Below are 22,444 nucleotides of genomic sequence, written 5' to 3' on the forward strand. Positions count from 1 at the left end.
CACCCACAACTGGAGGAAATACCCTGATGCGGACCTTCCCGCCGTACCGCGCCCAAGTAGTCGCCGAAATCCCGGTCACCACCCGTGCCGAACGGGAACAGGCGCTCGCCGCGGCGGGCTACAACGCCTTCAACCTGCCCGCGAACAAGGTCAGCATCGACCTGCTCACCGACTCCGGCACCGGCGCGGTCTCGACCGCACAGGAGGCCGCCGCGGCCGCCGCGGACCGCTCGTACGCCGGGTCGGATTCGTTCTACCGCTTCCGCGACGCGCTGAGCGACCTCACCGGATACCCGCACCTCCTGCCGGTGCACCAGGGCCGCGCGGCCGAGCGCGTGCTGTTCTCCAGCGTGCTGGAGAGCGGCCGGATCTCGGTCAGCAACACGCATTTCGACACCACCCGCGCGAACGTCGAACTGCTCGGCGCCGAGGCGATCGACCTGCCCTGCGCGGAGTTCGGCGACCTCGACAGCCTCGAGCCGTTCAAGGGCAACATCGACCTCGACGCGCTCGAACGCCTGCTGTCCGGCCCGGACGGCGCTCGCGTCGGCCAGGTGCTGCTCACCATCACCAACAACGGCGGCGGCGGACAGCCGGTCTCGATGGCCAACCTGACCGCGGCGGCGAAGCTCGCGCGGGCACACGGCGTGCCGGTTTTCCTTGACGCGGCACGGTTCGCGGAGAACGCGTGGCTGGTCATCCAGCGCGAGGCGGGCTACGCGGACAAGACGCCGCGCGAGGTCGCGCGAGAGGCGTTCGGCCTGGTCGACGGCTGTGTGGCGAGCCTGAAGAAGGACGGCATCTCGCCGATGGGCGCGTTCATCGGCCTGACCGACCCGGAACTGGCGCAGCGCTGCGAAACCAACCTGATCGCCACCGAGGGCTTCCGCACCTACGGCGGGCTCGCGGCGCACGACCTCGACCGCGTCGCCAAGGGCCTGCAAGAAGTCGTTGACCCGCACTATCTCGCCGCGCGGGCGGGCGAAGCGGCCCGGCTCGCGGAGCAGGCCAACGCAGCCGGGGTGGACATCGTGCAGCCGCCGGGCATTCACGCGCTCTATCTCAACGCGGCCCGTCTGCTGCCGCATCTGCCCGCCTCCCGGTTCCCCGGCCACTCGCTGGCCTGCGAGCTGTACCTGGCGGGCGGAATTCGTTGTGTGGAGCTGGGTTCGCTCTACCTCGGCACGCTCGACGAGCAGAACGAGCTGGTCGCCCCGGCCCCGTTCGAGCTGGTGCGGATGGCGCTGCCGCGGCGCGTGTACACCCAGGGCCACTACGACTACGTGGCCGAGATCCTCGGCGACATCGCGAAAAACCCAGAGCAGGTGCCGGGGTACCGGATCGTCGAAGCGCCGAAGATCCTGCGGCACTTCAATCTCCGGATGGCCCCGGTGCACTGAGAGTCCACTAAGAGTCCACTAAGGACAGACAAAGCGAACGAGGGGGCTCCCCGCGCCGGGAGCCCCCTCGCTGGTCTGTAAGCCCGCCTCAGGCGGGCTGCGGAACCACCGTCATCGCGTGCTTCACCAGCCGGATCAGCGCGATCTTGCTCGAATCCCGCTGTCGCGCGTCGCACATCACGATCGGCACGCCGTCGGGCACCACGAGCGCCTCGCGGATCTCGTCGGGGGTGTAGCGCGGCGCGTTGTCGAAGCAGTTCACCGCCACGACGAACGGGATCTTCCGCCGCTCGAAGAAATCGACCGCCGCGAAGCTGGTCTCCAGGCGCCGCGTGTCGACCAGCACGACGGTGCCGATCGCGCCGCGCGCCAGGTCGTCCCACATGAACCAGAACCGTTCCTGGCCCGGGGTGCCGAACAGGTAGAGCACGTGCCGCGGCGAGATGGTGATCCGGCCGAAGTCGAGCGCGACCGTGGTGGTCTTCTTCTGCTCCACGCCGGACAGGTCGTCGACGCCGGTGCTCGCCTCGGTCAGCACCTCCTCGGTGGACAGCGGCGGGATTTCGCTGACCGAGGCGACCATGGTGGTCTTCCCGGCGCCGAACCCGCCGGCGACGATGATCTTGACCGGGGTCGGCACCGACGCCGCGGCGTCTTCAGAGCTTGATGAGGCCATCGAGAACCGCCTGGAGAGTTTCGTGGTCCGGCGCCTGGGCCGGCTGACGGGACGGGGCGCGGGTGATGACGAGGCCGCGGTCGATCAGGTCCCCGCACAGCACGCGCACGACGCCGAGCGGCAGCTTCACGTACACCGCGATCTCGGCCACCGACAAGGGTCTGCGGCACAGCTGCGTGATCGCCAGGTGCTCCGGGCCGAGCCCGACCGGGTCCGATCCCTGCTGCAGGGTCATCACCTGGGTGGAGAGGTCGAGCTGGTGTTCGGACGGGGTCCGCCCGCTGGTGATCGTGTAGGGCCGGACCAGCGGCCCGGCGGCCTCGTCGTACCAGCCGTCGTCGCTCATGTCGCCTCCCGCAGCAGGTTCGCGGCCTCGCGCGGCGCCGAGGCCAGATAGTCGCCGACGCGCTTGACCAGCCGGTTCATCTCGTAGGCGATCATTTCGACGTCGATGTCCGCGCCGGCGAGCACGGCGAGGCACGCGCCCTGCCCGGCGGCCGAGACGAAGAGGTACCCGCGTTCCATCTCGATCATGTTCTGCAGCACCGGACCGCGGTGGAACTGCCTGCTCACCCCTTTGGCGAGGCTCTGTAGGCTCGAGGCGATGGCCGAGAGCTGGTCCGAGTCGTCCTTGCTCATCCCGGACGACTTGCCGAGCAGCAGGCCGTCGGCGGACAGCACGATGGCGTTCTGCGCGCCGACGACGCGGTTGACGACGTCGTCGAGCAGCCAATTGAGATCAGGGGTGGAGTTCCCGTACTCGTTCATGCGGACAGACCCTGACTTTCGGTTTCGTGAGGTGTTCGGTCGTTATGAGTCATTTTGCCCGCCTCGCGCCCGGCGGGTGCCCTTGTGGAACGCCATCAGCGTCCGCGCGGTGGTCTCGCCCGCGTTGGTGACGTCCGCTTCGGCGGCGGCGTCCGGGTCGTCGTGCAGCTGGGCGACGAGGTTCTGCTGCGGCTGCCGGCGCGGGAGCCGGGGCCGCTCGTCGCCCTGCAGGCCGCTGAGGTCCGGCTCGGCGACGGACGCGCGCGGCGCGGCCGGGACGTCCGGGATCTGGCCTGCGGACGGGGGATACGGCTCCGGAGTCCGCGGGGCCGGCGTGGGAAGCGGGCGAGCCGGATACGGGCGCGGCGACGGCTGAGGGGCCTCCGGGGCCGACCGGTGTGCGCTCTCCAGTGCTGGCGCGCCGACCTGAGCGAGCGCCGGGGTCTCGTCCGCGGGTTCGGGCGCGTTCGCGTCGGCCAGGTGGTTCGACGGGATCAGCACGGTCGCCCGGGTGCCGCCGTAGCGCGACGGGTCGAAGGTGACCGTGATGCCGAGCCGCGAAGCCAGCCGCGCGACCACGAACAGGCCGAGGCTGGAGTCCGCGCGCAGTGCCATCGCGTCGAACTCGGGCGCGTCAGCCATCATCGCGTTGGCCCACTCGCGCACGCCTTCCTTCATGCCCAGCCCCTGGTCGGACACGTCGACCACGACGCCGCGCGCGACCATCCGGCTGGTCACCTCGACCTGCGAACCGGGCGGGGAGAACGACGTCGCGTTGTCGACCAGCTCGGCGACGAGGTGAATGGTGTCGGCGACCGCGGTGCCGACGATCGCGACGTCCGGCACCTGCTCGACCTGCACCCGGGAGTACTGCTCGGTTTCCGAGACGGCCGCGCGCAGCACCTCCATCAGCGAAACCGGTTTGCGCCAGCGCCGTCCGGGCTGCTTGCCGCCGAGGATGATCAGGTTCTCCGTGGTCCGCCGGGCGCGGGCGGCGAGGTGGTCGAGCTGGAACAGCGACGCCAGCTGGGTCGAGTTCTCTTCGCGGCTTTCCATTTCGTCCAAGATCTGCAGCTGCCGGTGCACCAGGACCTGGTTGCGGTGCGCGATGCCGAGGAACACGTTGTGCACCCCGCTGCGCGCCTTCGCCTCGCTCGCCGCCGCGTTGACCGCGGTGAGCTGCGCGGTGTTGAACGCTTCGGCCACCTGGCCGATCTCGTCGCGGCCGTGGTCCAGCTGCGGCAGCTCCGCCTCGATGTCCACCGGGTCGCCGCTCTTGAGCCTGCCGACGATGTTCGGCAGCCGGTTGCGTGCCAGGTCGAGCGAGTCGTTGCGCAGCCGCTCCAGACGCGTCATCAGGGTCCGGTCCACGAGCGAACGCGACACCCGCACCGCGACGATGATCGCGGCCAGCGAGGCGAGCAGGGCCACGATGCTGCCGATGATGGCGTTGCGGAGCTGCGCGTTTCCGGAGTCGATCGCGGCCGCGGAAACCTGGTCGGCCTGCTCGATGGTGAGCTGGTTCAGACCTTGGGCGACCTGTGCGGTCAGCGCGTGCCAATCGCCCGTCGACACCGGCACGTTGCTCTGGTCGCTGCTGGTCCACGGACCGTGCTTGATCAGCGAGTCCTCGGCCGCATTGAGCCGTTTCCAGGCGTCGCTGGTCGAGAGTTGCTGGTAGTGCTGGCGAACTGCCGGTTCGAGGAACGGCGAGATCTGCGCGAGCTGTGTGCGGTAGTAGCCGACCAGCTGGGAGAACTGGACGAAGTCGTCCGGCGCGAAGCTGTTGCCGGAGAACGCCGCCGACACCAGCGACGTTTCGCGCGACATCAGGTCGCCCGCCCGGAACAGCGAGGTCGCGGAGATCGCGCCCTGCACCGCGGTCGCGTCGGGGACGATGCGCGCCTGCGTGTCGAACAGCGTCGCCGCGGAGTCGAGGACGCCGTTGTAGTAGGCGTTGACCTGAGAGCGGTTGATGCTGCGGAAGTTGACCTGCGAGCGCAGCACCGGCAGCTGGTCGAGCTGCGCCTTCAGCGCGGTGACCTTGCCGGCGATCTCGTCCGGGGCGCTGGAAATGGTGGCGGCGAAGGCGTCCTGCAGGCCCTTCAGCTTGCCGTCGGCGTCCTGCTCCTGTTGCTGCAGCTGCTGCGGGCCGGAACTGGGGCTGTCGAGGTACTGCAGGGCGAGCTGACGTTCCTGCTGCAGCGACGACAGCGCGGTGAGCGCGGGGATCGAAACGTCACGCACCGAGCCCGCGACGAGCCGCACGTACAAGCCGTTGATGAAGAAGGCCGTCGCCAGCACCGCCCACAGCACGAGCAGGGTGATGCTCGGGATCAGGACCGTCCGGGTCAGCCTCTTCCGGATCGACTTGTCGTACGCCTTGCCGGGATCGTCCTTGGTCTCCACGATGATTCACGAACTCCTGGGTCACCCTCGGCGAGAGTGCGGACACGGCCGGGGAAGCGGACACGCCAGTGGGTGCGAGTGGTCCTCGTCACGGAAATCTCGGATACACCCTTCGTAGGCCCACCGAACGGAACAGCCCCGGTTTCTATCACGAACGGGGGCCTCGTGGTTCCGCTGAACGAGCAGCCGAACGCCGTCTTGACGGCGGTTACCCACGGTAGCGCCGAGTTCCCCCGGCGTTTTCCGAGGCCCTGGCCCCGGCTGCGGATTTCGGACCAACGGGCTGGGCTGAATGAGTGATTCAAAAAGTGTCCGGACACTCAGTCGAGGTTCCGCGTGGTGGAACTGCCGACTAAGTGATATGTCGACAACTGTGTCCACTGTGGACTAATGACTGACCCGCGGGGTCGCTCCGAGGAACGGGAGCAGTTCGGTGCCGTCCTGGAGCGCGGAGAGGGTGCGCAGGACTCCGGCGCCGCCGGTGGCGACGTCGGCGGACAGTCGTAGCAGGCGGTGGCCGGGGAAGGCAAGGCCGCCGCGGAACGGGACCGCGTACCACGAAAGCCGGGTCAGGTGCCGGTCGATCGCGTCCTGGGTGCGCCGGTCCGGGGTGCTGCTGAACGCCAGCCCGGCGGCGAGCCCGCAACGGCCGTTCAGCAGGCCGGGATGGAGCGCGAATTCGCCGCGGCACGCGACGCGCAGTGCGGGCAGGCTGCGCGCGGCCTTCGCTTCGAGGCGGTAGCGCGCCAGCTGTTCGGTGACGATCAGGATTCCGGCGCTGCCGATTCCGGCTCCACGTCGCGAACCTCGGTTGCCGTCGCGGACCGGGAGCGAGCCGTCGAGTGCGGGGACGCATTCCTCCAGATCGCGTTCGAGCGCCTGGTCGGCGAACGACAGCCAGGCGGGTTCGCCAGTGCGTTCGTAGAGGCGCAGGAACAGCAAGGCCGGGCCGGACCAGCCGTACAGCAGGCCGGCCCGCGCCGTCGCGCCCGGCGGTTCCGCGGTGTCCAGCGCCTCGGCGAGCCGGATGCCGATGTTCAGCGCCTGCCTGCCGAACTCGTTGTCCCCGCGGGTCGCGGCGAAATGCAGCCGGGTCAGGCCGATCCCGGCCAAACCGCTCGCCAGATCGTGGCCGACGGTACGGTCCACCAGCGCGCGGGAGGCGGCGAGGAGGTTGGCCGCGGCCTTCCGGTAGCCGAATTCCTCCAGCACGTAAGCAATTCCGTGGCTGCCGTCGTAGAAACCCGCGCGGCTGGGCTGTTTTCCCTCGATCGCGTCGAGGAGCCACTGCTCGTGTTCGGGGAAGCGGCCGACGCCCGCGACGTGCAGCGAGTGCAGCACGCCTGCCGCGCCGGTGCCGAAAGTCGCGCCGCCGACGCGGAACTGCTCGATGTCGCCGGGGAACAGGCGATCCGGACGGTTCGGGGTCGCGCACGCTAGCAGTGCTTCGGAGATCTGCTTGCGCACCAAGGTCCAATCCGGGCGTGGTTCGTCGAGTTCGGTGTGCGCGGGCTCGGTGTGCGCAGCGATGCCGTCGGCGTAACCGGCGGGCAGCGAGAAACGGCGTTCGGTGAGCTCAGCGGCCCAGCGGAGGCGTTCCGGCACCAGGTGATAGAGCGGGGCCAGCGGAAGGAAGAGGCGCAGCCGCAGGGCGGTTTCGTCGCGGTCGAAGCCGGTCAGCGACACCTTTCCGGAGCTGTCGACCAGGATGTTGTGCGGGTTTTCGAGGACGACGTCGCGTTCGCGGGCCTCGGCGACGATGCGGTCCACTTGGGCCAGTACGGACAACGCCTGCTTGCGGTAGACGGCCAGGTCGTTTTCCGGGCAGTCGCGGCGGGTCAGCGGGTAATGGCGGGTGAGCCATACGTCCAGCGGCAGGCCGGGCCGGTATTCCCGCACCAGGTAGTGGCGCTGCCCGGCGAGGTACGCGTGGGTCTTCGGGATGCCGGGGATCCCGGCGAGCCGTTCGAAGAGGTCGTGCTTGTGCTCCAGGCGGGCGACCGCGTCGACGCCGTCGCCGTCCAGCCCGGTGTAGGGCCAGGCTTCCTCGACGAGCACCTGCTCGCCGCCGCGTTCGGCCAGGTAGACGGCGGTTCCGTGGGCTTGGCGGAGGACCTCGGAGACCGGATGCGGCGGCTCCGGGGCGTCGGTGTACTCCGCGACGCAGTCGGGAATCCGGACCCAGCTCGGCACGGAGAAGTCCGGGCCCTGGTGCTCCGGTTCGAGCGCGCTGCTCGGCCTGCGCAGCGCCGGCACGCGAGCGCCGCCGTGCTCGGTCCACAGTTCGGTGAATCCGCCATAACGCACGTGAATCGGGCATTCTCCGCAGCGGAGCGCGCCGTCGATATCCGGTCCGGGCTCGCCGGTGAGGAGTTCGGAAAGATCGTCGAGGATCTGCTCCAGCGTGTTATTGTCCGGCGGATAAATAGTTGCGAGGGAGCCGGTTCCTCCGGTTGTCGGATATTCGGCATTCTGATCCAGGAAAATCGACCGGGAACGCAGGTGCCGGTGGTGCAGCCCGCGGATCCGGCAGTACTCGCGGACTCGGTCCAGTACCCGGTCGGCGTTGCCGGGAGCGGCGGAAATCTCTACGGTCCAGCCCTGTTCCGACAATCCGGCGCCGGGCGGGCGGAGGTAGCGCCAGTGCTCGCTTTCCTCTGCGGTCCACAATGGACTCGGCGGCGGCGTGGCCAGGTCATCGGCGGATATTTCCCGTCGGCGGTCGAAGAACCACGGATCGGCGAGGCAGAATGCCTCGTGCCGGACGTTCATAAAAGTGAATCCTTCCGCGTCTGCGCTTCTCCGGTGCTCCGGCGACGGAAACCATTCCCGCACAGCTTCGGCGTCGCGCCAATCCGCCAATTCAGCGTTCGGCGGACCCGAGAGGGGCGAGGATAAAACCAGCACTGGCGAACCGAGCGTGATTCCCCGTCGCCCGGTCGAGCGGGATTTCCGTGGCATTCGGGAATTGACGGAATGCCAGGAACCCGTTCCGGTGAACGTGGGCCCGGCCACGCCGTCGACCCTCGCCCGTACGGGGTGGTGGGCGAGGCAGGTACGTTGAGCCCGGCGGGCAAAAGGAGGAACGGGTGATCGTCGGGTTCGCGATAGCGGTCGCTGGATGCGCGGCGCTCGTCGCGCTGTGGAGTTTCGTCCAGGCGGCGCGCAAGCGGCTGCCGGACACCCCGCTGCTCGTCGCGCTCGGCGTGATCGAGGTGCTGCTGGTCGCCCAGCTCGTGATCGGGATCGTGCTGCTCGTCAGCGGGCACCGTCCGGGCAGCCTCGCGACCTACCTCGCCTACCTGATCGGCTGCCTCGTCGTGCTGCCGGTCGGCGCGGCGTGGGCGCTTGCCGAGCAGAGCCGGTCGAGCACGGTCGTGCTCGGCATCGCCTGCGTGGCCATTCCGGTGATGGTGCTGCGACTGAACGAGGTGTGGAGTGGAGCAAGCGCGTAAGACGGCCACCGGCCCCGGCCGGATCCTGGTCGCGGTGTACGCCATCTTCGCGCTCGCCGCGACGTCGCGGGCGGGCGTCCAGATCGGCACGAAATTCCACGAGGCGCCGCTGGCGTACGTACTGTCGGCCTTCGCCGCGCTGGTCTACATCCTGGCCACGATCGCGCTCGCGCGCGGCGGCCGGACGTGGTGGCGGATCGCGCTGGCGGCGTGCACGGTCGAGCTGCTGGGCGTGCTGACCGTGGGCACCCTGAGCATTTTCGACCGGCAGGCGTTCCCGGACGCCACGGTGTGGTCGGTGTACGGGCAGGGGTATCTGTTCATTCCGCTGGTGCTCCCGGTGATCGGGCTGTACTGGCTGCGCCGGACGCGGCCCGCTTGAGTCGCTGGTCGGGGAACAGTACGCGGAACTGTCCGTAGCGGCGGTGACGGCAGAAGAACAGGTGGTCCCCGGCTACTTTCGCCGGTTCTGGTTCGTGGGCGCGGCGGAAGATGATCGTGGTTCCCGTCCCCACCGGAACCGCGGCGACGAAGCCGCAGAAACGAGAGACCATGCGTTTGCGCACCTGTTTCCTCGTGCTCGCTACCGCGCTTGGCCTAGCCGGATTCGCCGGTCAGGCCGGCGCCACTGTTGCTACCCCGACTCCCGGTCCGGCGATCATCGGCGGCGGCTACGCGTCCAACGCCCCGTGGGCGGCGCGGCTGTTCGTGAACGGGCAGCAGAACTGCACGGCCACGATCATCGCCCCGCAGTACATCCTCACCGCGAAGCACTGCGTCGCCTCCAGCGGGACGTACACCTTCCGCATCGGCAGCCTCGACCAGAGCAGCGGCGGCACGATGGCCACCGGCGCCGCGATCACGCGCTATCCGGGTGCCGCTGACCTGGCCATCGTGCGGCTGTCCAGCTCGGTGAACGCGACGTACTCGCCGCTCGGCACGTCGACCGACGTCCGCGCCGGGCAGACCGTGCAGGTGTATGGCTGGGGCGCGACGAGCCGGTGCGGTTCGGAGATCAACTGCCAGTCGCGGTACCTGAAGGTGGCTAATGTGCGCGTCACGACGCCGTCGTGCAGCGATTACGAGGGCGGCGTCGCGGTCTGCGCGACCTACGGCGACGGCATTACCGCAGGCGGCGACTCGGGCGGCCCGATGTTCGCGTCCGGACGACAGGTCGGCGTCGCGTCGACCAGCGACCGGCAGAGCAGCACGGCGTATACGAACATCACGCGGTACCGCAGCTGGATCTCGCAGGTCGCCGGGGTCTGATCGGTTGAGGGACAACGCCGACGCCTGATTTTGTCGGTGGTCCGGCCTAGTGTTGGGAGTGCGCACCGCTTCCGTTGCGCGGAGGAGGAGAACGATGCCCGACAAGCTGATCCCTGGGCCGGACCACCCGATCACCGTCGAGCCCAACCCCGCGCGGGTGGTGGTCAAGGCAGGCGAGAAGACGATCGCCGACACCATCCGCGCGCAGGTGCTGCGGGAGGCCAGCTACCCGCCGGTGCAGTACATCCCGCTGGAGGATGTCGACTTGGCGATGCTGTCGCCGACCGAGCACAAGACACATTGCCCATACAAGGGCGACGCTTCGTACTACAGCCTCGCCGCGGTACCGGACGGCGAGAACGCCGTGTGGGTTTACGAGGCTCCGCACGACGCGGTGGCTTCGATCAAGGGGCACGTCGCGTTCTATCCGGACCGGGTGGAAATCGAGGAGGTCGGCTGAGGGGTTCCTTTTTGGCCGGTGACTGATCCCGGTTCGTGGCTGCCGCTGGTTCGGTGCTGACTCCGGTTGGTTGCGCTTCCCGGTTGGGGGCTGATTCTGGCTCGGTGTCGATCTTGGCTGGCTGTTGATCCTGGTTCGTGGCTGCCGCTGGTTCGGTGCCGTCTCCGGCGGGTTTTCCCGTTGGGGTTCGGAGCTGATCGCGGTTCGGTGCCGTTCTTGGCTGGCTGTTGATCCTGGCTCGTGGCTGCCGCTGGTTCGGTGCCGACTCCGGCGGGTTGTCCGTCCGGGTTCGGATTTGTTCCTGGCCTGGTGCTGATCTCGGTTGAGGGGCTCATTTGCTTGGCTGCCCCTGGTCTAGTGCCGACCGCGGTCCGGTGCCAACTTCGATTGGTTGCGGTCCCGGTTCGGAGTCGTTCCTGGTTTCGCGCTGATCTCGGCTGGCTGCTGATCTCGGTTCGTGGCTGAGCGTGGTTCGGGCTCGACTCCGACTGGTTGCCCGCCCGATTTGGAGTTGGTCTTGGTTCCGTGCTGATCTCTGCTCGCTGCTGATCCTGGCTCGTGGCCGCCGCTGGTTCGGTGCTGATTCCGGCGGGTTGCCCGTCCGGATTCGGAGTTGTTCCTGGCCTGGTGCCGATCGCGGTTGCGGGGCTCATTTGCTTGCCCCGTGGCTGCCCTGGTTCAGTGCCGCCCGTGGCCCGGGGTCAACTCCGATTGATCGCCCGTCCCGGTTCGGAGCTGCTTCTGCTTCGGTGCCGTTCTCGGCTGGCCGATGCCCCTGGCCCGGAGTCAGGTCAGCGGTCGACTTCGAGCCAGGAGGCTTCCCCAGCCTGGTGCAGCGCGTTCCACAGCAGGTTGAGCGGATGGCTGTCCGGGTACGAGGAGCGCTCGCCGCGCCGGGCGAACACGCCGACGAGCAGTTCGAGTTTCGGCTCGATGTCGTCGACGAGGGTGATTGTGCGCAATCCGGAGGCGGCGTGCAGGCGGTTTTCGCCCGCGGCTTCGCCGAGCCCTTGGGTGACGAGCATGCAGCCGCGGATCAGGCCGGAGCGGAGCAGTTCGAATCCGTATTGCGCGGAGTCGATCTCGGCCACGATGTCGAGCCGGTTGCGGTAGTCGGAGCCGAACCAGCCGCGCATGAAGTCGTTGATCACGCCGCCGCTGGGGACGACGAGCGGCAACGTCGGCAATTCGCTGGTGTGCACGGACTCGCCGGGCTTCGGAGTGTCCATATTGGTCAGGATGCCGAGGCCGCTGCGCCGCCATTCCAGCACGTCGACGGAGTCGAGCGCGTTGGTCGTGACGACGCTGCCGCAGACCAGGTCCACATCCTTGGCCAGCAGCCGGTCGATCAGGTCTTTGGTGCGCACGTGCACCACGTTCAGTTCGATGTCGCGAGCGCGGAACTGCTCTGCCACGAGATCGCCGGCGTGCGCCAGGCTCCCGAGGGTGTAACGAGTCGCGCCGACGGTGAGCGTTCCGCCGAGTTCGCGACGGCATTCGTGAATGGTGTCCAGCCATTCGGTGAGGGTGCGGCGAGCCTGTTGCGCGACCGCGCGCCCAGTGTCGGTAAAAAGAACGTCGCGGCCGCGGCCTTGACGGTGCAATAATGGTTCTCCGCACAATTCCGAGAAATTGCGGTTGAGAGTGTCGAGCTGTTTTTGCACACTGGACTGGTCGCGGCCGAGCGTACGGGCGGCGGCGAGGGCGGTTCCGGTTTCCGCGACCGTGATCAGCGTGCGCAGCTGGTCGAACGTCGTGTCGAGCAGGGCAGGTGACGAGCGCAGGAGCCTGCTGAGCACGTTGAACGACGGCGACCGGAACGGGCTGGGAGCGGACATCTGGCAGGACTCGCCTTCTGCATTCTCTTCGAGGACGACAGAGAGCCTAACCCGGCTCTTCTGATCTCGCGGCCAGTTCAAAAAATCTACAGATTTTATCCGTGAACCAGTGGACGGCGCAAGCAGTCGGCGAGAAACTGCGTGACGCTTGATTCGATATCTGATCCAAGGAGTTCGACAGAAGTGAGTTCGTACAGTTCCACCGGTGCGCGCCGTTCCCGCACCCTGCTCCTCGGCGGGGGGTTGGGGTTGATCGGCGCGCTCAGCGGGCTGGCGTGGGGCGCGATGGTGCTGGTGCAAGGCGAGGGCCTGATTCGCCCCGCCGTGCAGGAATACCTGCAGGCCGAAGGCAAAGAGCTGGCCTCAAGCGGCCTGCTGACGGCCGACGACCTGACCGGAATCGCCATGTCGTCATTCAACAGCCGCGCGGCGATCTGGCTGGTCATCGGCCTGGTAACCCTGGTGTCGGCCGTGATGGTCCTCGCCGCGCACAACTGGGCACGAGTGGTGCTGACCGTGTTTGCGGTCTTCGGCATCGGTCTCGGCCTGCGTGACCTGATCGACCTGAACCCAGCGCTGCTGAACGCCTTCGACGCCGTCGCGGCACTGAGCCTGCTGGCGGTGCTCGTAGTGCAGTGGCTGCCCGGGGCCAACCGGGCAGTCCGGGCGCGGAAGAACGCGGTTGTCGCGCGGAAGGCCGCGGCTTTCGCGGTCTGAAGTTCTCGGACGCTCGATAAACGCGGTGTTTTGCGGTCGGCACGTCTGAGGGGTCGTGCCGCTTGCGGAAGCCGAGCTGCCGTGTGTCGAGGGGCCGTGCTTGAGGGCGATGACTGCCTCAGCGGCAGCTATGTGAGGAGAGCGTTTCGAGGGCTCGCGCAAGGACGTTGCCGGAGGGGCGGCGCTTCGCGAGGCGGGGGTGTTCGGGGCGGGTCCGTTTGAGGGGACGGATTCCGAAGCCGGACACCGCTGAGCACGACCGCTTGAGTGACAACGGTCGAGCGCCGACGCCGGACGGGCGACGCTCAAGAGGGAACGCGTGAGGAGACGCTCGAGGGGCAACCGTCGGGGCATCGCTTAGAGGGAAGCGATGGAGGGAGTGCCGTTTGAGGGGGAGGCCCGCCTCGCCGCCTGCCGGGCGGCGAGGCGGGACCTGGCCGCGGGACCTGGCCGCGGGACCTGGCCGCGGGACCTGGCCGCGGGACCTGGCCGCGGGACCTGGCCGCGGGACCTGGCCGCGGGACCTGGCCGCGGGACCTGGCCGCGGGACCTGGCCGCGGGACCTGGCCGCGGGACCTGGCCGCGGGACCTGGCCGCGGGACCTGGCCGCGGGACCTGGCCAGGCGAGGCAGGATCAGGTCGTCGGGCGACCAGGCGGTACCAGTCCATCCGGCAGCGAGGCGAGAGCGGGCCGTCGAGGTACGCCATCTGCTGACCAGCGGCGATCGCACTCCATTGACCGCCGCGAGTTGACCCGGCGAGCCGATCTAGGCCCGCCGAGGCAACGGGTTTACGCCCCGAGAGTCGGCGGCGTCGGGCGCATACCGGTTTCCGGATCGACTGCGGTGCCATCATCGGCAAAGAGGTCTACATCTAGAACGTACTTGCGTTCATGCTCTTCGTCTTCTTCGTTCTTGCCGCGTTGGGCGCCGGGTGCTGCCGCGCCGGACAACCCCTTTCCGCCGGGGGCGCCACGTTCCGCGCTGAGTCGGGAAGCCGCGCTTTCGCTCGCACCGGCTCCGAATCGGGGGCCTGCTTCACCGCCCAGTCGACCGGAACCGCCGCCAGGGCCTGGACGGCCGGGGCCGCCTTCGCTGCCGGGACGTCCGGAGCCGCCGAGTCTGCCGGAACCGCCGCCAGTGCGACCGGAGCTTCCGGGACCGCCGCCTAGGCGTTCTGAGATGTCGCCTAGACGGCCGTCGCTGGGGCCGTTGATGGGCGTGATGCCGAATTCGTTCACCGGGCCGGGTGCCGACGGGGTCCTCGTTCCGCCGTGCCACGGGTTGTCCACGTTCGGGCTGGAGACCGGTGGCGGAGTGTATCCAGAGGTGCTTGTGTGGTCGTTTTCCCTGCCAGGCAAGCCATTCGCGGTCGAGGAGCTGTGCTGGGAAGTGCTGCTGTGCGCAGTTCCCGGATCGAACGTCGAGCCAGTTCCGCCTCGTGCATGCTGCTCGGGAGCAGCCGGACCGGGCTGGGGTTTTGCCTCGGTGGAGGGGTGCTGCTGGATGGTCACGTCGCCGCCGTCGTAAGCGCCGATCTTGCCGTAGTCGACCTTCAGCTGCTGTGTATTCCCCTGGCTCTCCAACGTGTATTTCTCATACGTCTCAACGTTTTTCTGCTGCGCGCTGTCGTGCTCGAGGAGCTTGGACATGACGTCCGCGTTCATCAGACCCGCCGCGGGCGTCGGGCTGCCCTTGGGCGCGGGCGGGATCGGCGTCAGCTGATTCCGCAGGTTCTCGTGCATCGCGATACCGGTGGCGTGGGTGTTTTCGTTGGCCGCGAACGCCTGGTGCGCGTCGATCGCCGAGGCTCGGACCTTGCGCAGCCGTTCGCTGACCAGATCCGCGCCCTCGCCGCTCCAGCACGATTCCAGCTTCGTCAGCGTTCCGGAGAGATCCTGGCTCAGCGCTTCCTGCTCGGTGGCCAGCTCGCGAGCCATGGTCACGCCTTCATGCCAGCCGCTGGGTTCTGAAGCCTGCACTTGCTGGACGATGTCCTCGATCGGCACCGTCAGTTCCTGGTGCTGGTCGAGGTACTGCTTGATCGGCTCCCAGAATTTCATGTCACCGCCCGGCCTTCTGCTTCAACGTGGTGATGACGTCGTTGGCGACGTCGGCGGCGAGCGGGCACGGGTCGACGTTCCCGAATTTGGTGCCGCCTGGGGTGACCTCGACCGCGAAGGACAGTTGGTCAGTGACACCGACGTTGACGTCGCAGGTCTGGGAATTCGGGCCGGGCTGGGTGCTGTAGGCGACGGCGGGGAAGCCTTGGATGGGCTGGAGCACGTCGAAGCGCTTCATCTGCGGACGGACGTTCACGTAGACGTTGCTGAGGCCGTCGTTGTGCTTGTCGAAGAACGACAGGCCGATGAACCCGTGGGTGTCGGGGCTGATCCAGTCACAGGCGCGGACTGGGGAAGTGTCGGGTTTCCCTGGCACTGCGGAACCGAGTTGGCCGGTCAGTTGCTGCGGGGTGAGCGCCTGGCACGGATCGCCGGAGAGCGCGTTGTCCGGCAGCGGGTTTTCGACCTTCGGCGCGCCGCCGTAGGGCAAACTCTGTGTCGCCGGTGCCGAAGGGGTCGCGGTGCCGTCCTTGGGCGTGGAGCAGCCGGCGGCGAGGACCGCGATGCCGAGCATCGCGACTGTCGTGCGCAGTTTCATCCGATTTTTCCTGGAGAGTGAGCACCGGGGTTGACGTTCTGGACGGTCTTGGTCTGGTCCTGCTCGTTCTGGTCGATCGCAGCCAGTGCTTTCCGGATCCGGTCGGCTAGCTCGTTGACGTAGCGCAATTGCAAGTCGATGTGCCCGCCTCCGTAGGAGAACGCACCTTGCTTTCCGTTGCCGTCACCGACCATCGCGACGTGCATCGCCGTGGTCGACGGGTCCTTCGACGGCGGCTTCATCGCGCACAGGGCGGTGACTTTGCGCTTCATGGAAAGAAGCCGGTCCTGGTACTCCAGCAGATCCTGAAGGATCCCCTTCGCCGCACCGACGTCCAGCGAGAACCCGCCCTGGCGGGGCTGGGATTCCCACGGGTGAAAGACCGAGAACTCGACGTCCTCCCACACGCGAAGCCCTCCCCATGTTCGGTGTCATCAAATGCAGACAGCTAACAAAGTAGCTGATCACTCACTGCCTGTGTGACGTTCTCCGAAATGCGGAACGCGGCTAGACATTAATGCTCTAGACGCAATTTCTATGGTAATCCAAGAATGCGCAGTTCAGGCCGACAAATGCCGTACCGCGGCCCGGTGGACGTCCGGGAGCAGCGGGTTTTCGTCGGCGGCTCGGCTGGCTACCACGATCTGGCACGGGTCGATCCCGTCGATCGCGACCGCCGTCAGGTCGGGTCGGGCGCGGATTCGGCGGTCGGTCAGGGGCGGGACCGCCACGGCCTGGCCCTCGGCGACCATTTTCAGTTTGTCTGCGGGATCAGCTGCTCCGACGGAATCCTTGGCAGGCAAGGGATGTTCCGTCGAAACCGCGAGCACGTGCGGTTCGTCGCGGAGCACGGTGACGCGCAGGTCGTCCGCGGGGAACAGTAGGCGCGCCGCAGCTCTGAAGTGCCGTGAGGGGAACCCTGAGGGAATCAGAGTCCCTCAGGGTTCCCCTCACGGACAGTGGGCTAGGACAGCGCTCGTTTCCACACTTCGGCGGCGCAGTGGTGCAGTTCGGCGGGTTTCACCGCGGCCGGGTCGAGCAGGCACTGCAGGGCGATGCCGCGGAGCTGTCCGACGATGGCCACGGCGATCTGCTCAGGGTCGACCTCCGCCCGGATGGCGCCCTCGGCGATGCCTGCGGAGATCTCCTGCCGCAGGTCGGCGCGGAAGGCCTGGTCACGCTCGCGGAAGATCGGGGCCAGCTCCGGTGCGGTCATGGATTCCGCCCACAGCACCAGGAACGCCCGGCTCAGCACGTCCGGCTCGCTGAGCTGGGCGAGGTAGCCGTCGATCAGCCGCAACAGCCGGTCCAGGCCGGGCGGCAGCGAGTCCAGTCCGGGGACGAAACCGGTCTGCGTGGTGCGGGCGAGTTGTTCCAGCAACGCCTGTTTGCCGCCGAAATGGTGGGTGACCAGGCCGCGGCTGTACCCGGCGCGTTCGCCGACGCGCGCCAGCGTCACGGCGCGCACGCCTTCCTCGACGACCAGTTCGGCGGCGGCTTCCAGCAAAGCGGCCGCCGCCTGGTCGCGGCGTTCCTGTTGAGTGCGGCGTGTGGTCACGGGAAGAAACTCTACAACATACTTGCCAGCTGACAAGCAAGTATGCGTAGAGTGGGAGCGACGAGAGGGAGGAAATCCGATGACCGCAGTTTTCGTCCACGGCAATCCGGAAACCGCCGCGGTGTGGGAGCGTCTGCTCGCCGAACTGGGCGACCGGCCGGTCGTGTGCCTGTCCCCGCCCGGATTCGGCGCGCCGTGGCCCGACGGGTTCGGCGCGACCGCCATCGAGTACCGCGACTGGCTGATCGCCGAGCTGGAGAAGTTCCCCGAACCGGTCGACCTCGTCGGCCACGACTGGGGCGGCGCGCACGTGCTCAACGCCGTCATGGCGCGCCCCGAGCTGGTGCGCAGCTGGGCCAGCGACACGGCGGGCGCGTTCGATCCGGATTACGTCTGGCACGACCTCGCGCAGGGGTGGCAGAAACCGGGCGTCGGCGAGGAAGCCGTCGCGGCGATGTTCGGTGCGCCGGTGGACAAGCGGGCTGAACGCCTGGTCAGCGGCGGAATGCACGAGTCGGTGGCCGCCAAGGTCGCCGAGGGGATGAACGACAGCATGGCGCGCGCGGTGCTCCCGCTGTACCGGTCCGCGGCGCAGCCGGCGATCGCGGAGTTCGGCCGGAATCTCGAACGCGCGGCGGAGCGTCCGGGGCTCGTCGTGCTGGCGACCGAGGACCACTTCGTCGGGACGGACGAGCAGCGCCGCCGCGCGGCCGAGCGGGCCGGGGCGAAGGTCGCGGTGCTGGAGGGCCTCGGGCACTGGTGGATGACGCAGGACCCGGTCCAGGGCGCGCGAATCCTCACCGAGTTCTGGGAAGCGTCCGAATAGGACAGTTCAGGTGCGCGCGACGAGATGGAACACCCGGCTCATCCGCCGGTACGGATCTCGTCGCGCCGCCTCCAGCTCTACCTCCGCGATCTCGGCGATCCGGCTCTCTTCCGGGGCCAGGTCCATCCAGTCGGCGAACAGCCAAACCCCGTACCAGGCAAGCGGTTCAGCTCCTTGCCCGACGAGCAGCTGCGACAGTCCCGCCACCGTGTCGGCGCGCGTGTCCACGCCGAGGACGCCTCGCTCGCCGCGTGCGTCGAACGCGGTCAGCGCGTCGCTCCACCGCCCTTCCAGCGCGGGGAGGACGGCCAGCGTCTCGGCATTGAGCGCCATCACCGAGACGATCCCGCCCGGCGCCGCGCAGGCGCACAGCGCGTCGATCATCGGCACGGGATCGTCCACATACATCAGCACGCCATGGCACAGCACCGCGTCGAACTTCTGGCCAGCGACCGCCCCGACGGCGTCCTCGCCGCGGCTGCGGATCAGCCGGACTCGCTCGCGAACCTCAGCCGTTTCGGCCGCGAGCCGTTCCTCAGCCTTCGACAGCATCGCGTCGGACGAATCCAGCAGGACGATGTCGTAACCCAGGCGCGCCAACGGAAACGACTGATGCCCGGCCCCGCCGCCGACGTCGAGCACCGTGGCGGGCGGCGGGGGCAGGTGCGCCAAGAGCTGCTGATGCAGGACGTACGTGCGAACTCGGCCTTTGACGGTCGCGTACGCGCCTTCCACGAACGGACTCGCCAGCGCGGCCCAGGCGTCGGTCTCCATGCCGTTCATCCTGCGCCCGACCCGGCAGTGACGCGCGTCACATAAAGTGCATGTCCAGAACCCGCCCGCGCCTCCGACTACTCCCCGAAAGACCCCGAAACCACGAGGAGCACGACGATGAAGTTCCTGATCAGCCTGCACATCAACCAGTCCGTCCTCGACGCGCTGACCGACGAGGAGAAGGAAGCCCTCGGCGACGGCGTCACCGCGTTCATGGAGTCGACGAAGAAGTCCGGCGAGCTGATCGCCGCGCAGGCACTGGCCGATCCGTCACAGGCCGTGGTGGTCTCGGTGCGCGGCGGGCAGCCGGTGGTCACCGACGGGCCGTTCCTGGAGTCCAAGGAATTCCTCGGCGGCTACTACCTGCTCGACGTCGAGACCAAGGAGCGCGCGATCGAGCTGGCCGCGCAGATCCCGGACGCCGCGATCGAAGGGCTCGGGGTCGAGGTCCGCCAGGTGATGTTCTCGGAAGGACAATTGGACGCGTGAAGCCTCCCGCCGTCGAGGACCTGCTGCGCGAACTCGTGCCGCAGGTCCTTGGCGTGTTGGTGCGCCGATACGGCCAGTTCGAGGGCTGCGAGGACGCGGTGCAGGAGGCCGTCCTCGCCGCTTCTCAGCAGTGGCCGGTCGAAGGCGTGCCGAACAATCCGCGCGGCTGGCTGTCGACGGTCGCGTCCCGGCGCTATGTCGACCAGTTGCGCAGCGACCAGGCACGCCGCGAGCGGGAGCTGGCGAACGCCGTCGAGGACGCGCCCGAGGTGCCGGACACCGACGACACGCTGCTCCTGCTGTTCCTGTGCTGCCATCCGACGCTGACCCCGGCGTCGCAGACCGCGTTGACCCTGCGGGCGGTCGGCGGGCTGACCACCGCCGAGATCGCCCGCGCGTTTTTGGTACCGGAGGGCACGATGGCTGCCCGGATCAGCCGTGCCAAACAGCGGATCAAGGCGGCGGGCAGCTCGTTCCCGGGGACGGAAAGCCCGGAGCGGCTGAATGTCGTGCTGCAGGTGCTTTACCTGATTTTCAACGAGGGTTACACCGCGTCGTCCGGCAGCGACCTGCATCGCGCCGACCTGGCGTCCGAGGCGATTCGCCTGGCCAGGATGGTGCACGCGCGGCTGCCGGACGACAGCGAAGTGACCGGTCTGCTCGCGTTGATGCTGCTGACCCACGCCCGCCGCACCGCCCGCACGACGCCGTCCGGAGACCTGGTGCCGCTGGCCGACCAGGACCGTTCGACGTGGGATCGCGCCATGCTCGACGAGGGCACTGAGCTGGCGAAAGCGTCGCTCGCCGGTTCGGACCTTGGCCCGTATCAGCTGCAGGCGGCCATCGCCGCGACGCACGCCGACGCGGAGACGGCGGAGGAGACCAACTGGCGGCAGGTGCACGCGCTTTACCTGATCCTGGAACGGATCGCGCCCAACCCGGTCGTCACGCTGAACCGTGCGATCGCGCTCGCCGAGACCGAGGGGCCGCGGGCCGGGCTCGCGCTCTTGTCCACATTAGACGGTGAAGAGCGAATGGCGCGGCATCACCGGTTGCTGTCGGTGCGGGCGCATTTGCTGGAGAAAGCCGGGGATCTGCCTGGGGCGTACGAAAACTACCGGCTGGCCGCCAAGGCGACGGCGAGTATCGCGGAGAAGCGCTATCTGGAGTCCCGGGCCGCCCAGGTACGTGAATGAATTCTCCGCGACCGGGCTCGCGACCCGGTCTCGAGTTCGAGTAGGTTGCGCTGCGTGTCCCGGACGTCTGCGAGCGTGCCTGACGAGGTCATGCGCGTCTCGATCGTGGACCGGCTGTTCGCCCGCGCGGACGACGAACGGCCGTTGTTCACCCACCAAAATCACACTCGCGGCGTCGAGCACGCGCTGACGTGGGCGGAGTTCGCCGCGAAAGTCCGGATCGTGGCCGGGGAATTGCGCCGCGTCGCGGAACCGGGCGAGCGCGTCGCGATCCTCGCCGGGCAGGAACTCGCTTATCCGCTGGCGTTTTTCGGCGCTCTTGCCGCCGGAATGGTCGCCGTTCCGCTGATGCTGCCCGGCAACCGCGCGCAGGCCGACCGGCTCTCCGGCGTCCTCGCCGACTCCGGCGCGCGAGTGTGGGCGACGTCGTCCGCCGTCGCGGCGAAGGTGCGCGAGTTCAGCGATCCCGGCGACCTCGTGGTGGTGGACGAGCTGTCCGGACCGGGCGTCGATCCGGTCCGCGTGGACCCGGAAAGCCCGGCCTACCTGCAGTACACCTCGGGGTCGACGCGCGAACCGGCGGGCGCGGTGATCCCGCACCGGGCGATCGTCGCGGCGTGCTGGCAGGCCAGCCAGGCCTACGCCTCGGATGAGCAGACGACCTGCGCGGGCTGGATCCCGTTCTTCCACGACATGGGCCTGATCCAGCTGCTGTGCCTGCCCGTTTACGTTGGCGGACGGTCGGTGTTCATGTCCCCGGCGGAGTTCGTGCACCGGCCGCAACGGTGGCTGCGCCAGCTCTCGGACTACCCGGCCGTCTTCACCGCGGCCCCGAATTTCGCCTACGACCTGGCGGCCGACGCCGGCGCGGAGGACGACCTCGATCTCTCGGACGTCCGGGTCGCGCTCAACGGCGCCGAGCCTGTCCGGCCGCGCACGGTTGAACGTTTCCACGAGGTGTTCGGTCCGCGCGGGTTCCGTCCGGAGGCACACCGTCCGTCTTACGGGCTGGCTGAGGCAACGGTGTACGTCGCGAGCGCGGGAGACGAAGGGCCGCGCGGCGCGGTGCTCGACCGGGAAGCCCTGGCTCAGGGCCGGGCCGTCGAAACGGCGGACGGCCAGCCGGTGATGTCGGTGGGACGGCCGGTCGGGCAGCTTGTCCGGATCGTCCACGACGGACACGAGCAGCCCGAGGACGAGGTCGGCGAGATCTGGGTGCACGGCCCGAACGTCGCGAGCGGCTACTGGGGGCGCGGTGACGCGGACTCGTTCGGCGGCGTTCTCGACGGGCTCGACGGCTGGCTCCGCACCGGCGACCTCGGGGTGATGCACCGCGGCGACCTCTACATCACCGGCAGGCTCAAAGACCTGATCGTCGTCGACGGCCGCAACTTCCACCCGCAGGACCTCGAGGCGGCGGCGGGCGAGGCGCATCCGGCGATCCGCCGCGACCGGGTCGCCGCGTTCGGCGTCGCCGACGAACAGGGCGAGGGCGCGATGGTGGTCGCGGAATGGGCCCGCGGCGCGGAAGCCGAGGTCAAAGACGTGACCCGGGCCGTGCTGCGAGCGGTGTCGAGAGAGCACGATCTCACGCTCCGTGCGGTACACCTGGTCCCTTCTGGCGGACTTCCGCGCACTTCCAGCGGGAAGGTCGCCCGGTCGGCCGCCAAGGCGCGTTACGGTGGCGTCCGTGGGTGATCACTGCGCCGAGGTCACGAAGGTCGTCAGCGACACCTTCCGGCTCGACCCGGCCCTCGTCGTGCCCGACGCTCCCCTGGAGGAACTCGGCATCGACTCGAAGGGCCGGATCCGGCTTCTCGCGGCGCTGGAGGTCTACTACGACGTGTCGATCGATCTGGACCAGCTCGATCGGTTCACCGACGTGGAATCCGTGGCGGCCGTGCTCGCGGAGGCCCTGGCAGTAAGCCGAGCTGAGGAGAAGCACTGAA

General features: G+C 68.5%; 23 protein-coding genes. 11 read left to right on the forward strand and 12 right to left on the reverse strand.

Annotation, left to right across the window (positions count from 1 at the left end; genetic code table 11):
* Positions 1-26: 26 nt before the first annotated feature.
* The gene (locus D0D37_RS06060; RefSeq protein ID WP_116199531.1) at positions 27-1,400 is read left to right on the forward strand and encodes a tryptophanase; all 1,374 of its coding nucleotides are present in this window, start codon (positions 27-29) and stop codon (positions 1,398-1,400) included.
* A gap of 88 nt (positions 1,401-1,488) precedes the next feature.
* On the opposite strand, the gene D0D37_RS06065 is transcribed toward D0D37_RS06060, so the two are convergent.
* The 5 genes from D0D37_RS06065 to D0D37_RS06085 form a co-directional block, all read right to left on the reverse strand.
* Complete coding sequence (locus tag D0D37_RS06065; protein ID WP_067583957.1) at positions 1,489-2,076, reverse strand: GTP-binding protein; 588 nt, start codon at positions 2,074-2,076, stop codon at positions 1,489-1,491.
* The gene (locus D0D37_RS06070; RefSeq protein WP_009071595.1) at positions 2,057-2,422 is read right to left on the reverse strand and encodes a DUF742 domain-containing protein; all 366 of its coding nucleotides are present in this window, start codon (positions 2,420-2,422) and stop codon (positions 2,057-2,059) included. The genes D0D37_RS06065 and D0D37_RS06070 overlap by 20 nt, the downstream gene beginning before the upstream one ends.
* A complete protein-coding gene (locus D0D37_RS06075) occupies positions 2,419-2,844 on the reverse strand; it encodes a roadblock/LC7 domain-containing protein (RefSeq protein ID WP_116199532.1) in 426 nt (141 codons plus the stop codon). The genes D0D37_RS06070 and D0D37_RS06075 overlap by 4 nt, the downstream gene beginning before the upstream one ends.
* Before the next feature lie 42 nt (positions 2,845-2,886).
* Positions 2,887-5,253, reverse strand: coding sequence for a sensor histidine kinase (locus tag D0D37_RS06080; RefSeq protein WP_116199533.1), 2,367 nt, complete (start codon positions 5,251-5,253; stop codon positions 2,887-2,889).
* A gap of 387 nt (positions 5,254-5,640) precedes the next feature.
* Positions 5,641-8,025, reverse strand: a complete 2,385-nt coding sequence (locus D0D37_RS06085; protein ID WP_116199534.1) for a class III lanthionine synthetase LanKC N-terminal domain-containing protein — start codon at positions 8,023-8,025, stop codon at positions 5,641-5,643.
* Positions 8,026-8,342: 317 nt separating this feature from the next.
* On the opposite strand from D0D37_RS06085, the gene D0D37_RS06090 reads away from it, so the two are divergent.
* The 4 genes from D0D37_RS06090 (at position 8,343) to D0D37_RS06105 (ending at position 10,437) form a co-directional block, all read left to right on the forward strand.
* A complete protein-coding gene (locus D0D37_RS06090) occupies positions 8,343-8,708 on the forward strand; it encodes a hypothetical protein (protein ID WP_116199535.1) in 366 nt (121 codons plus the stop codon).
* A 22-nt stretch (positions 8,709-8,730) separates the two neighbouring features.
* Positions 8,731-9,090 carry a hypothetical protein gene (locus D0D37_RS06095; protein WP_116199624.1) on the forward strand — a complete coding sequence of 120 codons (360 nt, stop codon included), beginning with the start codon at positions 8,731-8,733 and terminating at the stop codon, positions 9,088-9,090.
* Positions 9,091-9,260: 170 nt separating this feature from the next.
* Complete coding sequence (locus tag D0D37_RS06100) at positions 9,261-9,977, forward strand: S1 family peptidase (protein WP_116199625.1); 717 nt, start codon at positions 9,261-9,263, stop codon at positions 9,975-9,977.
* Between the two features lie 94 nt (positions 9,978-10,071).
* A complete protein-coding gene (locus D0D37_RS06105) occupies positions 10,072-10,437 on the forward strand; it encodes a DUF427 domain-containing protein (RefSeq protein WP_116199536.1) in 366 nt (121 codons plus the stop codon).
* Positions 10,438-11,228: 791 nt separating this feature from the next.
* On the opposite strand, the gene D0D37_RS06110 is transcribed toward D0D37_RS06105, so the two are convergent.
* Complete coding sequence (locus D0D37_RS06110) at positions 11,229-12,275, reverse strand: LysR family transcriptional regulator (RefSeq protein ID WP_116199537.1); 1,047 nt, start codon at positions 12,273-12,275, stop codon at positions 11,229-11,231.
* Positions 12,276-12,458: 183 nt separating this feature from the next.
* On the opposite strand from D0D37_RS06110, the gene D0D37_RS06115 reads away from it, so the two are divergent.
* Positions 12,459-12,992, forward strand: a complete 534-nt coding sequence (locus tag D0D37_RS06115) for a hypothetical protein (RefSeq protein WP_208719820.1) — start codon at positions 12,459-12,461, stop codon at positions 12,990-12,992.
* A 790-nt stretch (positions 12,993-13,782) separates the two neighbouring features.
* Here the strand turns inward: D0D37_RS06115 and D0D37_RS06120 are convergent.
* The 5 genes from D0D37_RS06120 to D0D37_RS06140 all read right to left on the reverse strand — a co-directional run bounded on the left by D0D37_RS06120 (position 13,783) and on the right by D0D37_RS06140 (position 17,210).
* On the reverse strand, positions 13,783-15,054 hold the full coding sequence (locus D0D37_RS06120; RefSeq protein ID WP_116199539.1) for a hypothetical protein: 1,272 nt from the start codon (positions 15,052-15,054) through the stop codon (positions 13,783-13,785).
* 1 nt (position 15,055) lies between these two features.
* Positions 15,056-15,652 (reverse strand): DUF3558 domain-containing protein, encoded by a 597-nt coding sequence (locus tag D0D37_RS06125; protein ID WP_244223405.1) that lies wholly within the window; start codon positions 15,650-15,652, stop codon positions 15,056-15,058.
* Positions 15,649-16,059 (reverse strand): hypothetical protein, encoded by a 411-nt coding sequence (locus D0D37_RS06130; protein ID WP_116199540.1) that lies wholly within the window; start codon positions 16,057-16,059, stop codon positions 15,649-15,651. Before D0D37_RS06130 ends, D0D37_RS06125 begins: the two co-directional genes overlap by 4 nt.
* A 153-nt stretch (positions 16,060-16,212) precedes the next feature.
* The gene (locus D0D37_RS06135; RefSeq protein WP_116199541.1) at positions 16,213-16,503 is read right to left on the reverse strand and encodes a hypothetical protein; all 291 of its coding nucleotides are present in this window, start codon (positions 16,501-16,503) and stop codon (positions 16,213-16,215) included.
* A 113-nt stretch (positions 16,504-16,616) separates the two neighbouring features.
* Positions 16,617-17,210, reverse strand: a complete 594-nt coding sequence (locus D0D37_RS06140; RefSeq protein WP_116199542.1) for a TetR/AcrR family transcriptional regulator — start codon at positions 17,208-17,210, stop codon at positions 16,617-16,619.
* Between the two features lie 79 nt (positions 17,211-17,289).
* Here D0D37_RS06140 and D0D37_RS06145 point away from each other — a divergent pair, with 79 nt between their 5' ends.
* Positions 17,290-18,036: an alpha/beta fold hydrolase gene (locus tag D0D37_RS06145; protein WP_116199543.1), complete on the forward strand. Its 747-nt coding sequence runs from the start codon at positions 17,290-17,292 to the stop codon at positions 18,034-18,036.
* Between the two features lie 6 nt (positions 18,037-18,042).
* Here D0D37_RS06145 and D0D37_RS06150 read toward each other — a convergent pair whose 3' ends face one another.
* Entirely contained in the window at positions 18,043-18,810 is a 768-nt protein-coding gene (locus D0D37_RS06150; protein WP_116199544.1) for a methyltransferase, read from the reverse strand.
* Between the two features lie 117 nt (positions 18,811-18,927).
* On the opposite strand from D0D37_RS06150, the gene D0D37_RS06155 reads away from it, so the two are divergent.
* The 4 genes from D0D37_RS06155 to D0D37_RS06170 all read left to right on the forward strand — a co-directional run bounded on the left by D0D37_RS06155 (position 18,928) and on the right by D0D37_RS06170 (position 22,443).
* Positions 18,928-19,299 (forward strand): YciI family protein, encoded by a 372-nt coding sequence (locus tag D0D37_RS06155; RefSeq protein ID WP_116199545.1) that lies wholly within the window; start codon positions 18,928-18,930, stop codon positions 19,297-19,299.
* Positions 19,296-20,495: an RNA polymerase sigma factor gene (locus D0D37_RS06160; RefSeq protein ID WP_116199546.1), complete on the forward strand. Its 1,200-nt coding sequence runs from the start codon at positions 19,296-19,298 to the stop codon at positions 20,493-20,495. Before D0D37_RS06155 ends, D0D37_RS06160 begins: the two co-directional genes overlap by 4 nt.
* Before the next feature lie 90 nt (positions 20,496-20,585).
* On the forward strand, positions 20,586-22,193 hold the full coding sequence (locus D0D37_RS06165) for a fatty acyl-AMP ligase (protein WP_116199547.1): 1,608 nt from the start codon (positions 20,586-20,588) through the stop codon (positions 22,191-22,193).
* Positions 22,186-22,443 (forward strand): acyl carrier protein, encoded by a 258-nt coding sequence (locus D0D37_RS06170; RefSeq protein WP_116199627.1) that lies wholly within the window; start codon positions 22,186-22,188, stop codon positions 22,441-22,443. Before D0D37_RS06165 ends, D0D37_RS06170 begins: the two co-directional genes overlap by 8 nt.
* Position 22,444: the final 1 nt, after the last annotated feature.

The sequence above is a fragment of the Amycolatopsis circi genome, from assembly GCF_003385235.1.
Taxonomy (GTDB): Bacteria; Actinomycetota; Actinomycetes; order Mycobacteriales; family Pseudonocardiaceae; genus Amycolatopsis; species Amycolatopsis circi.

Coding starts and splice junctions, on each gene's coding strand:
- D0D37_RS06060 (WP_116199531.1), top strand. CDS start 27: ATGCGGACCTTCCCGCCGTACCGCGCCCAAGTAGTCGCCGAAATCCCG.
- D0D37_RS06065 (WP_067583957.1), bottom strand. CDS start 2,076: ATGGCCTCATCAAGCTCTGAAGACGCCGCGGCGTCGGTGCCGACCCCG.
- D0D37_RS06070 (WP_009071595.1), bottom strand. CDS start 2,422: ATGAGCGACGACGGCTGGTACGACGAGGCCGCCGGGCCGCTGGTCCGG.
- D0D37_RS06075 (WP_116199532.1), bottom strand. CDS start 2,844: ATGAACGAGTACGGGAACTCCACCCCTGATCTCAATTGGCTGCTCGAC.
- D0D37_RS06085 (WP_116199534.1), bottom strand. CDS start 8,025: ATGAACGTCCGGCACGAGGCATTCTGCCTCGCCGATCCGTGGTTCTTC.
- D0D37_RS06100 (WP_116199625.1), top strand. CDS start 9,261: ATGCGTTTGCGCACCTGTTTCCTCGTGCTCGCTACCGCGCTTGGCCTA.
- D0D37_RS06105 (WP_116199536.1), top strand. CDS start 10,072: ATGCCCGACAAGCTGATCCCTGGGCCGGACCACCCGATCACCGTCGAG.
- D0D37_RS06110 (WP_116199537.1), bottom strand. CDS start 12,275: ATGTCCGCTCCCAGCCCGTTCCGGTCGCCGTCGTTCAACGTGCTCAGC.
- D0D37_RS06120 (WP_116199539.1), bottom strand. CDS start 15,054: ATGAAATTCTGGGAGCCGATCAAGCAGTACCTCGACCAGCACCAGGAA.
- D0D37_RS06125 (WP_244223405.1), bottom strand. CDS start 15,652: ATGAAACTGCGCACGACAGTCGCGATGCTCGGCATCGCGGTCCTCGCC.
- D0D37_RS06145 (WP_116199543.1), top strand. CDS start 17,290: ATGACCGCAGTTTTCGTCCACGGCAATCCGGAAACCGCCGCGGTGTGG.
- D0D37_RS06150 (WP_116199544.1), bottom strand. CDS start 18,810: ATGGAGACCGACGCCTGGGCCGCGCTGGCGAGTCCGTTCGTGGAAGGC.
- D0D37_RS06155 (WP_116199545.1), top strand. CDS start 18,928: ATGAAGTTCCTGATCAGCCTGCACATCAACCAGTCCGTCCTCGACGCG.
- D0D37_RS06165 (WP_116199547.1), top strand. CDS start 20,586: ATGCGCGTCTCGATCGTGGACCGGCTGTTCGCCCGCGCGGACGACGAA.